Raw genomic sequence first — 12,967 nt, 5'->3', positions numbered from 1 at the left:
TGCTGCTTGATTTAAAGTTGAAACTTCTTAACGAGCTAGCGATTAATCATTCGATATTGCCGTAGCAACTTTTATATCATAACAGATCGACATTTGTTTGTCAACTATTTTTTAAAAGTTTTTTTGACTTCGTTTTTCAGAAACGCTTCAGCAACTCATTTATCATAACTCATCGTTTGTTATTTGTCAACAAATTTTTTGAAGTTTATTTCGATGAAATCAAGCTTCATAAGCTGTCGGTTTTTAACGACTCAGTTATCTTATCATGTGATAACTCACACGTCAAGAACTTTTTGAATCTTTTTTATTACTTCATTTTTTTAAAACGAGTAACTAAAAACAACAAAAAAGAATATACCATGTAATTTTACACATGTCAATAAGTATTTAAACCTTTGGTATAGGTTATCACTCTTGGTTTCAGCTTTTCTATATTAAATAAGCCATAGTCATTCTACTGATTCTGGCTATCCAGATAATCGAACCGTAAGACTTCTTTCAGCTGTTGTCCATTTATGACATCTTTGGTTACTCCACACAGTTGCCCCATTGATGAGCGTTCATCGTTTTCCCGTTGATCAATGAGGTTGTGAAAAGAGTGTCTTGACCTAAGCGTTAAGGATGAAAATCTCGAAACAGCTCCTCATGTTTTGAGATTTTTTGACTTATCGCCGAAGGTCAGCTCTTTGAACACCGTGAATCAGAGGTCGTGAAAACATCGGGTAGCTCTGATGACAATAAGAAAGAATTTTTTGAAACAGCTTCTCATGTTTTGAAAAATTCAGGCTTATTTCAAGGAACTGATGTTTGAACACCGTTTAGCAAGAGGCTGTGAAAGAAGCGTTCAACTCCGAGCGAATAAGCGATGATTTTTTAAAATAGCTCCTCATATTTTAGAAAACCATCGCTTATTGTTGAGGAGTTGCTTCTTGAACACCGTTTAGCAAGAGGTCGTGAAAAGAGTGTCTTGACCTAAGCGTTAAGGATGAAAATCTCGAAACAGCTCCTCATGTTTTGAGATTTTTTGACTTATCGCCGAAGGTCAGCTCTTTGAACACCGTTTATTCGTTTTTAGAGATAAGAGAAGAGACCGAGACAAGTTTCTTTTAGAAAAGATCACTCACAAAAAAAGGAAATGAATAGCCATCCATCTCCTCTAACCGACTATTTCGTTTTTTTGCCACTGAGGTCATCCTGTATTTATTGGCTTGCAATTAATTTCTCCATTAATTCCTCATTAAACCCAACAAATAAAACATTATCAAAAATAATCAGCGGACGTCTGATTAGTTCTCCATGTGTTCTACACAAAACAATCAATTGTTGTTCATTAATAGTAGATAAATCAATTTCCAGATTTTTGAAACCTTGTGACCAAGTGGCGAACAGTCGTTCCGCGTGAACATTCTCAAACCCACACAATTCTTTTGCTTCCTTAACGGTTAGCTCTCTTTGATCTAAATCAATAAACTGATAAGAGAGATGATGTTCTTCTAACCACTGCTTTGCTTTTAGACACGTCACACAATGCGCCGACCCGTATACCTTCACAAGATTCCTCCTTTTTTAAATTTAACTGAAGATACTGTTTTGCATATAAATCATTCTTCTTGCAACTGAACGAATTTCTCTTGGAACAAACGAACGAATTTCATCTTCATTAAAACCGATCAATATTCTTTTTTCATCAATTAAGATCGGACGTCTTAGTAAAGAAGGATATTGTTTAAAAAGGACGATCATTTGCTTTAATGTGAGCTCGTTGAAGTCAATAGCTAATTTTTCGTATATTTTTGAGCGAGTAGAGATAATGTCTTCAACGCCTCCGTTAGTGGCTGCTAAAATTTCACGTATTTCATTTTCTGATATCGGCTCTGCAAAAATATTTTTTTCTTCAAAATCTAAACGATTTTCTTGCAACCATGCTCTTGCCTTTCTACAAGAAGTACAGCTAGGGGAAGTATATATTTTTATCATTCTCTCACTCCTTTTTAATTATAATCCCATTCTAACTGAAAGTTATAAAAAACACCAATTATTAGCTATTAAAATTCAGAAAATTTATTCTTCTTTGCTATTAAACCCTTTTAATCCTGTGTTTATATGAAAAAACTTAATTTATTTTGTATAAAAAAAAGAAGAAAAACACATAAAAAAAACGACATTATTAGTATTTTTTACCTAATAATATCGTTTTTTATGTGATTAAACATGTATTTTTTTAATTTTACAACCTGTTTCTCTAATAAATCTAGAAGTTTTCAATTTTCTCGTCCCCTTCATCAAAGGTATACACAAATAGAGACGATTCCTTGCTCGGGTCATTGCTACATAAAAAAGACGGCGTTCTTCTTCGACTGTTGTCACATGCTCTGCCTTGACCTTATCCAAACTAATGGCTGCTTTATCAGAGGCACCATTGTAAGGAATAGCTCCTTCATTACAACCAACTAAAAAAACATTGCGATAGCTTAAGCCTTTACTTCTATGAATACTTTGAATGCATAAAGCATCAAGTTTTCCTTGTCGGTAAGCGATTAAACGAGTTTTTAGTTGTTTCGCAACTGCTTGGATGTCTTTTTCTAAATGGTTGATTTTTTCTAATGTTGAAAATTGTTTGAGCGTTCCTAACAACCATTCACGCTCACTACCGTCTATTTCTTTAGTTGGTCGACTTAATTTAAGGTAGCTTTGAATTAAACGATCAAAACCTTTTCCGCCATTTTTATCAAAAGTATGAAGGTCCTTTACAAACCGATGAATCTCTTTTTCTTTTGTTTTTAAATGCGGCTTTACAGAAAGGATATATTCCACAATATCTGTTACTTTATTTCGTTTAGAAAAATAGTCCTCACATTCAGCCTTCTTGAAATAGCAATTAATCATTAACTGATAGAGTACTTGTTGATAACCTTGTGTCTTTTTTTGATAAGTAGTTGCATTTTGCCAGTAAAGAATCCTTTGATAGAACTGTTGAAATAGTTTTATCCCAAATATCCCTTCGTATGGGCCATCTGCTTCTAGCACAAAGGGGATATCCGTCTGTAACAAGTCTTGGACTAATTGCTGGGTTTGCGTTAACGACCGATATAAAACGATTGATTCTTTGTATTTTCCTTTATGTTTAATCAATGTTTTGATTTGTTCAATGATCCAGCGACTTTCAGCTTGTATGTCATCAAAAGCTAGCGCCTGCATAATCCCCGCCTCTTTCTTAGCTGGAATCATTGCTTTTTGGATACGATCATTTTTATTAAAAGTAATTAAGCGATTCGCTCCTTGAACAATGGTGGCACGTGAACGATAGTTGGTTAATAAAAAAAGCGTCTTCGTTGCGTACTCTTGGTCAAAATTTTTAATATAAGAAGGTTCCGAACCTCGAAACCCATAGATACTTTGATCATCGTCACCGACCACAATAAGTTTCATTGGTGTTTCCTTCGTGATCAGGCGAACAATTTCCCACTGTAAAGGATTCGTGTCTTGAAATTCATCAATAAATAAATAATCATATTTTTGTCCCACGAAGTTTCTGATTTCTTCGTTCTGCAAGGCTTGTTTTAAATTACTTAGAACATCATTGAATTCAAAAAGATGTTGCTCTTTCTTTTGTGCTTGCAGTTCTCGCATGAAGTGGGTCATTCTTTCGGAAATCGGCATAGTTGCATTCGGTTCAATAAAGTCAAAGTTTTCTTTTATCAATACTCGCGTTTCTTCTATTGATAAGTTCATATTCTGCCAATAATCAAGACGTGCCGCCAAATTTTTTTCTCCATATTGATCAAAAGCATATAAATTATACTTACGAATAAGTTGTTGTATTAGTCCACTGACTTTGTATGAGGTCTCTTTTGAAAATTCTCCCTGTATCCCTTCAGTGACTACTTCTGGGAATTGGCGACAAATATCATTGTACAAACGAAAAAAGATACTATGAAAAGTTCCTATATGAACATTGGTCTTCCGTTGGCTAAAATTATCTACTCGCTTTTTCAATTCATTCGCAGCATTTCTCGTAAAAGTGATCATCAATATCCGTTGCTCATCTACCTGATTTTCAGTCATTAAATAGACAGCTTTTGCACAAATTGTTTGGGTCTTCCCACTTCCCGCTCCTGCAATGATCCTTAGATTTTTTTCCATATTGTAAGTAATCGCTGCTTTTTGCTCGTAATTAAAACGATTGTAGGAGCGCTTTTCCATCATATCGAAAAATGAATGACTATTATTCGTTTCTTTTTCTTCCTCAATCAGCCCAGGTGCTTCACCATAAGCTGCTTCATAGCTTGCAATGATCTCTTCTTGCATCCGGAAAATTTGTTGGAGCTTCTCATATCTTTTTTCCCAATGACTGATTTCTCTTTGTAAGCGAAGTATTTCTTTTTCATTCCCTTGATTGATTGTTTTCACATCTTTCTATATATAAATGGTCAATATTTTTCTTTTATACTAACAGACCTTTCTAAAAATTAAAATGACTTTAGCAAACACTGACCTTTTCTGAAAATTATCTATAAAATATCAAAAACATATAACCAATATGATAGAATAAAAAAGACAAATATATTAATTTGAAGGTGAATATAAATGAGTACTTCATTTCATGAAGGACGGACAATCGGACTTTTATTATCCTTTATCGGTGGCGCAATGGACAGTTATACATATATTCAATATAACGCATTTGCTTCAGCACAAACGGGTAATATTGTCTTAGCAATCATCCAAGCTTTCGATGGTGAATGGATTAGCGTTGGAAAAAAAATTCTTTCTACTGTCTTCTTTTTTTTAGGGATTTTACTGACAAAATTTTTGATTGATTATTTCAAAAAGAAAGAAAAACACTATTGGCGTTTGTATGTTCTTTACTACGAAGCAATTATCTTTTTCTTAGTCAGTCTGACTCCAATCAGTATCCACCCAGCCATCGTAACCATCATGATTGCATTTACAGCAGCTATTCAATGGGTCGCTTTTGATAAAATCGATGGACGAGCTTATACTAATCTTTTTACTACGGGGAATCTAAAAGGAGTTGCTACTAACTTATACGATTCTCTTGTCACAAAAGAAAAAGCAGCGTTCGATCGTTTTTTCCATTTTCTGACAGTTGTTCTGGCTTTCATCAGTGGTGCAGGCGTTCTCGTTTTTTGCCACCATTTATTTGGGCATTTTGCTATTTTATTAGTGGCTGTTTTATTTTTAATCATAGCAATTGTTCAAAGCATTCAAGTATGGAAATTTTACCAACGTCATATAGTCTTATCCAAAAAATAAGGACAAGCGTGTTCACTTTAATGGCCAACTAAAAAATCACTATACTTCAAAACACAACAAATAGACTGATTTACAGGATACTCGGACAGTACCTCAGCCTATTTGTTGTGTTTATGTTTATTTTTATTCATTCCATTATCGCACTTGATTTTCGAACAACAAGCTGCCAATGCAAACTGTCGGCAGTTTCATTATCTTCTACTGCACATTTGATGACCCGGATCATCACGCTGTTTTCATAAACTTTTTCAATTTCTCCTTTGATAGTTGCTTCAAATAAATCTGAAACAAAAGCACCTGTTTCACCAACTTCAAATAATTGCTCATCCATTTTCTCCATTACTTGTTCATTCCCCATGATAGTTCCTCCAATATTTTTTAAGTCAATCAATTTTTAACACACTTCTAGGCAGAGAACACATAAAAATCATAAAAAGCCCTTTTCATGTCAAAACCGTTCACTTTTTTTATCTGCCATTTATAAAATACTCAAAAAAGAAAGATCTAACTGAATTTTTTGATCTTTTTTTTACGGTTTTGATGTCAAAACAACCTTTTATGAATCGAAACACTATTTTTAACAAATTTAGAATAAAATCGTTATTGGAGGTACGTTGGATGAAAAATAAAGTTGTAAATAGAATATTAGACACATTATTCAGTGGTGAAAAAATAGAAGATGAAATGGTTTATCTCCAAGTAAAATTTGCCCTTGATGTATTAATGAATAACCTTGGCAAATTGGCCGTTGTTTTAGTATTTTCTTTAATAACCGGTTCTTGGGTCGAAACAGGATTGACCTTTCTTTCTTATATTTGTATCCGTCGCTATGCTTACGGACTTCATTCTGATTCTGAATTTGTTTGTTTACTATGGACTTTGCTTTATTTGTGGGGCGTTCCCCTCTTAATGAAACACTTTGATGTGACCATCTCTTCCCCACTGAAGGTCATTTCATTGATCATCTGTTTCTTATTGTTGCTTCGCTATGGATCAAAAGGTACAGCAATCAATCCCATTGAACCTGAAAAACGCCCACCACTGTTAAAAAAAGCAATTTTCATGTTTCTTCTATTTGCAATAACTATTTTATTTTTCGCTAATTCTTACTTTTCTACTTACTTGCTTCTCGGGATTATTTTAGAAATAGCTACGCTGCTTCCAATTACGAATTATATAATGAATCTTGGAGGAATTTTCTATGAAAAAAACAATCATTAAACAACTTACTAATTTGTCTGACTTCTTTGTGTCTGGATGCTGCTTTGGTATGAGTTCAGAGTTTAAAATCCCTGAAAAATTAAAAAAATAATTCAATAAATATGCTATAATTTGGTAAAAATCAATGGGAGCTGTACTTTATGTTTTTGTGGTCCATAGCCTTGCAATATTTAATTTACACAATTTGTGTATTACTCATTGAACACCAAATTAAAAAGAAATACTTATTCGTTACCACTATTTTAATCTCTTGTGTCTTGTTAGGTTTTATGTATCCTTTATTTGGGATATTTACTGCTTTATTTGCTATAGGTATGCTGATGCTAACATTCTTCTTCTTTTCTACTTCCCCGCAAAAACTGGTTTATGCTCTTCCTTGGGGATTGCTTACTTCGCTTTTAGGAGACCATTTGACGAGCATCAGCGATTTTTTTATTTTGAAATCTGCTGTCATTGAACCAGGAGATTCCTTGCAGTATATTCATATCGTCATTTCTGCGACGTTATCGACCTTACTTGCTTTAGCCTTTAAAAAAGCCTTAGAAAATTTCCATGGGTTGGATCGCCGAATGATTGGAACCGTTGGCGCGTTGATGTTATTTACCTATTATATCGTTATCTTTTATACACGTTTTTCTGGCGAGACTCCCCAAATTTTAACTATCAACACTGGCTTTTTCATTCTTTATCTCTGTGGCGGGCTGTTTATCCTCATTTATTATTGGAAAATTTCAAAGAGAAAAATGGCAGACCAATTGTTAGAACAGCGTATGCAAATGCAACAAGATTACATCCGTGATCTAGAAAAAAACTATCAAGACCTTAGAGAATTCAAGCATGATTATCAAAACTTGCTTTTTTCAATGAATAGTTATCTTGCTGAAGGTGACCTGGAGGGATTACGTAAGTACTACAATCAAAATATCTTACCCACTCGTCAAATGATGGATCTTTTCCCAGCAAACCTTAGTCTGTTAGATAACATAAAAATTCCTGAAATAAGAAGCTTATTGTCTTTGAAATTAATGATGGCACAAGAAAAAGGATTATCCGTGCATCTTGTTATTCCAGAAGAGATCACTTTAAAGAAAAAACACACAGTAAACATCGTCCGAATGTTAGGTATTATTTTAGATAATGCGATTGAAGGAGCTTTAATTACTAAAAAGAAGAAAATTGAACTCTTTGTTTTAAAAAAGAAAAACTCAGTGATTATTCGTGTCATCAATACAACGATGAATACACTTCCGTTAAATCAATTAAAACAAAAAGGTTTTTCAACAAAAAAAGATCCTAAAAACGAAGGACTCGGTTTATTCATTTTGGATGAGCTGTCAAAGGCCAATCCTTATATCTTTTTAGAGACATCTATTGAGAATCAACGTTTTTCTCAGACAATCTATATACAAACAAAATAAAGGAGTATTCGTATGATTCCAATTTATATTTGCGAAGATGACACGAAACAGTTGGAAGTAATTTCAGCAGTGATCAAAAATCGAATTATGATTGAGAATTTGGATAGTTATGTCCATATCGCCACTTCTGATCCAATTGAACTTCTTCAAGCAGCTAGAGTACGAACCTCATCTTTTGGTATTTATTTTTTAGACATTGAATTAAAAGATAGCGATCTAGATGGTATTATGATCGGAAAACGCGTAAGAGATCTAGATCCTTTAGGAAAAATTATTTATGTTACTTCTCATACGGATCTTTCAATGTCTATCTTAAAGAGTAATATTGAACCGACTGATTATATTATCAAAGAAGATATTTTTGATTTAAAAGAAAATGTGGAACGTATTTTAAGTAAGATCTTTGAAGATGTCAAAGCGACTCCTTTACAAAAAGATATTTTTAAAATCGAATTTAACGATGAAATAAAATTTCTTCCGATCAAAGATATCCAGTATTTCTCTACTTCCCCAGGAACGCCACATAAATTAGAGGTTCATTTGACTCATGCGCAAATGCAGTTCTATGATAAAATCAAAGAAATAGAGAAAATGAACCGTCATTTTATCCGCTGCCATAAATCATACGTGATCAATACTCAAAATGTCCGTACGATCAACAAAAAAACTCGTGAAATCACGTTAGCAAATGGCGAAGTGATTCCGGCTTCTGTACGTGGTTTAAAAAAATTGATCTCGTAAATCTCAGACTTCTCCCCAAAAACAAACAAAAAAATGAGCAAAACTCGTCTGTTTGTTTTGCTCATTTTTTTCTTATTTATCTCTTCTTGTTCCTATTTTGTAGTTTAATGTAACAGCATTTCTTGCGCAATTTCTTGCCCACTCATCTCCACTGGATAAAAAGTTGGCCAATGATCCATTTCTGCCAGTAAACTTTCTTGACTTTCATTCCCTAAATAGATATGAAAATGTTCCGAATCTGTTGGTTCAATCGAATGATCACTGAATTGTACATATCGATAAGCGCCACTTTTTGGCTCTACTGCTTCAAATAAGTAGCGTACGCCTCGATTTCCTGCAGCGTAATTCAAAACTCTTTTACCTGCATATCGGTAAGATGATTGCTTCATCTCACCATTTTTAAAAGTAAATGCCATTCGATCTCCGTCAATCTTGATCTTTTCGACATCCGTCTGGTATCCGACGGTATAATAATCCTTGTACTCTTTTGCTGATTTTTTTGGATCGATTTTTGCCTTATACTCAAATACGGGATCTAAGGTTCCATCAGCTAAATAGTTATCGACCGTTTGCCATTGCCCTTTCCAATCGGACAATTTGCGGTCTTTCACAGCTGAATCTTCAAAGTAACCATTATATACATTTTTTTCTTTTTCTGGTGTCAGTGTGGCTTCCAGTGGATTCACTGTATCTGTCGTTTTTTGTAATGACTTAAGGTTTTCTTTCATTATGGTTACGTAGTTTTCACCATTTGCAAGTTGTTCTTTCGTTAAACCTTCTATAGGATTTAAGACAGCCAAAGAAACGCCGGCTTCATTTGCTAGAGTTCTAGCGATACTGTCTTTAGCATTTTCTTCGAAATAAATATATTTGATCCCATGATCTTTTACAAACTGTTTTAATTCAGCAATTCTTGCGGCTGAAGGCTCCTCACTTGAGGATAAGCCAGCTATTGACACTTGATTCAGTCCATACTCTAATGCCAAATAGTTGAATGCGGCATGTTGGGTAACAAAAGATTTTTGTTTTGCTTTACTTAAGGTATCCTGATAACTCTGATGAAGTTCTTGTAATTTTTCTAAATAATTCTCCGCATTTTTAGTAAAGGCTTCTTTTTTATCGGGGTATTTTGTGATCAGTTGATCCCTTATACTTTTTACTTGTTTCATTGCTAAACTTGGAGCTAACCAAACATGCGGGTCCAATTCATGAGAATGCCCTGCTTCGCCATGACTATGGTCATGTCCTTCTTCACTACCTGGTAACAACAACATCCCTTCAGTCGCTTTGACTGCTAACACATTCCCCTCTTTCAATGTGTTTTGGATTGCTGGTACCCAGGTTTCCATATTTTCGTTGTTATAGACAAAGACATCCGCATTTTGAATTTTTGCCATATCTTTTGCTGACGGCTCATAGTCGTGTGAATCTGTCCCAGCAGGAATCAATAACTCAACTTCTCCTTCATCTCCCACTACTTCTTTCGTGAAATTATACATTGGATAAAAAGTCGTCATCACCTGCAATTTTTCTTTTTTGTTCGCGGCTTCTTGTTGATTGCCACAACTGGCAAGTATACAAACAGTAGCTACTATCCCTAATAAATAAACCAAACGCTTCATTTGACGGCACTCCTTCATCTTCTTTCATTTTACGATTAAAGTTACCAAATCGTAATCTTTACGCTTTAGCAACAGGATTTAATTTATCATATCGCTAAATAAATAGTCAAGCGTTTTCTTAAAACTATTTCTTTTTATTTTCTAGCCATTTCTGAACAGTATCATTTTCTTTTTGTCACTAGTTCCGACTATAATAAGATAAATCAGCTTGACGTTCCCGATAGGTAAAAAACAATTTCCTTTTACTTTTATCTTGAACTTAGAGCGATTTAGTACATTGAAAGGAGTAATAAATTGAAGTATAATTCTAAAGATCAGTCACGTCTGATACGTTTTCTAGGGGGAACGACTTCCTATTATGTATTAGGGTTGTTGATTATGTTAGCTTTAGTGATCTACTTTTTTCAGCAGATCGGTTTTATTTTTAAACCATTTTTTGTGATTTTTGCGACGACACTCGCCCCAGTACTATTTGCGTTAATTTTATATTATTTACTAGACCCGTTGATCAAACGTTTGAGCCGAAAACTATCTAGAAATTTATCTGTTACTATCGTTTATGTCATTATTTTATTTTTGATCGGCTTAGGGAGTGTTTGGTTAGTTCCTTTCTTGGAGCAACAAGCCAAAACACTAATGACTAGTTTTCCTGATTTGTTCAACGATTTTATACAAACTTTGAAAAACTTCCTAGCGCAAACACCTTTTGCGGACACATTCGATCAATTCTTTTCATCGATTGATGATTGGACATCTAATTTTGCCTCGTTTATTGGCGATTATTGGGAAAGTGGCGCACAAAGTATCGGGAATATCTTTTCAGCAGTAACATCTACCTTTATTACATTGTTTACTGGTCCAATCATTGCGTTCTTCTTATTAAGAGATCCTCAGAAATTTTATCAAGCTGTGTTAGGGATCGTACCACCCAAGTTCCGTACAGATTTTCGGACATTGACTAAAATCGCCAATCAACAATTAGGTGATTTCTTAAAAGGGCAAATCATTGCTTCTTTCATCTTAGGAGCTGTTTATTGGGTCACATTTTTATTGATCGGCTTAGAATTTGCAAGCATACTAGCAATCGCAGCTGGGATTTTATGTATCATTCCTTACATTGGACCATTTATTGCCTTCTTTCCTGGATTGTTTATTGCTTTCCAAGATTCGACATTCATGGCAATTAAGTTTGTTTTGGTCTGGTTCATCGTCCAATTACTTCATGGGGACTTAGTTATCCCTCGAGTTATGGGCAATCGTCTTCAAGTCCATCCAATCACTATTTTGATTGTTTTATTAGTGATGGGTGATTTACTAGGACTCATGGGTGTAATTTTTGGGATCCCCATCTACACATTGATCAAATTATTGGTTGTCTTTACTTTTAAAAAGTTCAAACAACGCTACAACAAGTATTATGGCGATCAGGGTGTCTACCAAAAAGCAGAATTTTCGGAAAAAGACTACTTTGAAAAAGAGTAAAGAAAGTCTGGAACATCTCTCAAAAAAACGAGGGACTAGGACGATCAAGCTTATTTTTCTTACTGAAGAAGACTATTGTCCCAGTCTCTACTAAACAGACCTTTGTTCCTGTTTCTATGTAAAACAACAAGAGCTGCAATCCACATTTAGGAGTGCAGCTCTTCTTTTGTATGCTCATCAATCGCATAAAATGATTGGGGTTTTTAATTTACATCGATTCAATGACTAAGTGATTCCGTTTATTGAAGTGACCTGTTACTGAAATAGTATAATTGCCTTCTTCCAAAATAAGCAATTTATCCGTTATTTCTATATTGACCACTGATTGATTGGTTCAGGGCTCATTGGTAATGTAAATCGCACAAGCAATGGCTGTGTCTTGATTTCCTGAATTTTACCGAGTAAAACAATAGATTATTCCATCACGATCACCTCGCTAAAATTATAGAAAAAACAACTAAAATCGAGAATTTTTAATCGATTTTAGTTATGCTAATAATAATCAAGACAGTAAAGTTTGTGACGGTGGCTATCCGATTGAAAGTGAGGTGGTGCGTATGTGCGTACTTCCAAAATCTTACAGAAAGGAGAAGCCTTTTGCCTGTTGAAACGGCGTTAGGATTAATGATTGGTTTCGGTTCTTTAATCGCAACAATCATTTTTGGAATCTTGGCAGTTGTAAACAACAATCAAAAAAAAAATAACCGTCAGCTTTAGCCGGTCGACGATTATTTTTCAAAAATAATATTAAACTGGTCACCGTCTTAAACGGTGCTGTTAAGGGAGTTGTTAGCGCAACTCCTCTTTTCGTATTCATTATATCAACTTTATTGATCTTTTACAATCAGAATGGGAAATCATCATTGCTAATATCATTGTCCATCAAATGGATTTTGTGAAGCGTTAAATCCATTGTTATTAGTCATCGTTGTTTCATGTTGTTCAAAGGTGGTTGTGATTGGACTCGTGGCAGGTTGATTAGTGTAATTACTACACAACACTAAGTAACACATAATTTTACATCATATTTATTTTTAGATATTAATGTCCAGAAAATGGAGATTTGATCGACACAATGACAATAGATATTTTTAAACTAAAAAGTAAGAATAGAAAGGGAAAAGATAGCTAAGTTCACAAGTTAAAAAAAGAAGAAACCCCTGATATAATGTATTTTTTGTGTGTCACTTTTCTTTTTAAATGGCA

11 protein-coding genes and 2 pseudogenes are annotated in these 12,967 nt (G+C 34.2%); 6 read left to right on the top strand and 7 right to left on the bottom strand.

All coding sequences use genetic code 11. The annotated features are described in order from the left end of the window. Nucleotides 1-1,200 precede the first annotated feature (1,200 nt). From AB3H90_RS08425 to AB3H90_RS08415, 3 genes are all read right to left on the bottom strand, one after another. Nucleotides 1,201-1,551, bottom strand: a complete 351-nt coding sequence (locus tag AB3H90_RS08425; protein ID WP_010720213.1) for a Spx/MgsR family RNA polymerase-binding regulatory protein — start codon at nucleotides 1,549-1,551, stop codon at nucleotides 1,201-1,203. Between the two features lie 21 nt (nucleotides 1,552-1,572). Then, nucleotides 1,573-1,977: a Spx/MgsR family RNA polymerase-binding regulatory protein gene (locus AB3H90_RS08420; protein ID WP_368016543.1), complete on the bottom strand. Its 405-nt coding sequence runs from the start codon at nucleotides 1,975-1,977 to the stop codon at nucleotides 1,573-1,575. A gap of 228 nt (nucleotides 1,978-2,205) precedes the next feature. Continuing rightward, nucleotides 2,206-4,410, bottom strand: a complete 2,205-nt coding sequence (locus AB3H90_RS08415; RefSeq protein ID WP_368016542.1) for an ATP-dependent helicase — start codon at nucleotides 4,408-4,410, stop codon at nucleotides 2,206-2,208. A gap of 177 nt (nucleotides 4,411-4,587) precedes the next feature. On the opposite strand from AB3H90_RS08415, the gene AB3H90_RS08410 reads away from it, so the two are divergent. Continuing rightward, nucleotides 4,588-5,277, top strand: coding sequence for a YoaK family protein (locus AB3H90_RS08410; RefSeq protein ID WP_010736953.1), 690 nt, complete (start codon nucleotides 4,588-4,590; stop codon nucleotides 5,275-5,277). Nucleotides 5,278-5,404: 127 nt separating this feature from the next. Here the strand turns inward: AB3H90_RS08410 and AB3H90_RS08405 are convergent, their stop codons facing one another. Then, on the bottom strand, nucleotides 5,405-5,617 hold the full coding sequence (locus AB3H90_RS08405; RefSeq protein ID WP_368016549.1) for a hypothetical protein: 213 nt from the start codon (nucleotides 5,615-5,617) through the stop codon (nucleotides 5,405-5,407). A 278-nt stretch (nucleotides 5,618-5,895) separates the two neighbouring features. Here AB3H90_RS08405 and AB3H90_RS08400 point away from each other — a divergent pair, with 278 nt between their 5' ends. From AB3H90_RS08400 to AB3H90_RS08390, 3 genes are all read left to right on the top strand, one after another. Beyond that, nucleotides 5,896-6,498 (top strand): accessory gene regulator B family protein, encoded by a 603-nt coding sequence (locus tag AB3H90_RS08400; protein ID WP_010736952.1) that lies wholly within the window; start codon nucleotides 5,896-5,898, stop codon nucleotides 6,496-6,498. 140 nt (nucleotides 6,499-6,638) lie between these two features. Next, a complete protein-coding gene (locus AB3H90_RS08395) occupies nucleotides 6,639-7,916 on the top strand; it encodes a sensor histidine kinase (RefSeq protein ID WP_096708505.1) in 1,278 nt (425 codons plus the stop codon). A 12-nt stretch (nucleotides 7,917-7,928) separates the two neighbouring features. Then, a complete protein-coding gene (locus AB3H90_RS08390) occupies nucleotides 7,929-8,657 on the top strand; it encodes a LytTR family DNA-binding domain-containing protein (protein WP_010720220.1) in 729 nt (242 codons plus the stop codon). A gap of 104 nt (nucleotides 8,658-8,761) precedes the next feature. On the opposite strand, the gene AB3H90_RS08385 is transcribed toward AB3H90_RS08390, so the two are convergent. Then, nucleotides 8,762-10,279: a zinc ABC transporter substrate-binding protein AdcA gene (locus tag AB3H90_RS08385; RefSeq protein WP_368016541.1), complete on the bottom strand. Its 1,518-nt coding sequence runs from the start codon at nucleotides 10,277-10,279 to the stop codon at nucleotides 8,762-8,764. Between the two features lie 294 nt (nucleotides 10,280-10,573). Between AB3H90_RS08385 and AB3H90_RS08380 the strand changes: the two genes are divergently transcribed. Then, on the top strand, nucleotides 10,574-11,761 hold the full coding sequence (locus AB3H90_RS08380) for an AI-2E family transporter (protein WP_368016540.1): 1,188 nt from the start codon (nucleotides 10,574-10,576) through the stop codon (nucleotides 11,759-11,761). A 208-nt stretch (nucleotides 11,762-11,969) separates the two neighbouring features. Here the strand turns inward: AB3H90_RS08380 and AB3H90_RS08375 are convergent. Next, nucleotides 11,970-12,172, bottom strand: a pseudogene (locus tag AB3H90_RS08375) (hypothetical protein). A gap of 132 nt (nucleotides 12,173-12,304) precedes the next feature. Between AB3H90_RS08375 and AB3H90_RS08370 the strand changes: the two are divergent. Then, the gene (locus AB3H90_RS08370) at nucleotides 12,305-12,478 is read left to right on the top strand and encodes a putative holin-like toxin (RefSeq protein WP_368016548.1); all 174 of its coding nucleotides are present in this window, start codon (nucleotides 12,305-12,307) and stop codon (nucleotides 12,476-12,478) included. 127 nt (nucleotides 12,479-12,605) lie between these two features. Here the strand turns inward: AB3H90_RS08370 and AB3H90_RS08365 are convergent. Next, nucleotides 12,606-12,747, bottom strand: a pseudogene (locus tag AB3H90_RS08365) (single-stranded DNA-binding protein); the annotation flags it as partial. Nucleotides 12,748-12,967: the final 220 nt, after the last annotated feature.

Origin of the sequence: Enterococcus sp. C63, assembly GCF_040887215.1 — a bacterium.
Classification (GTDB): Bacteria; Bacillota; Bacilli; order Lactobacillales; family Enterococcaceae; genus Enterococcus_B; species Enterococcus_B hirae.
The sequence above is the reverse complement of the archived record's forward strand: the minus strand, read 5'-3'. Positions and strand labels throughout refer to the sequence as shown.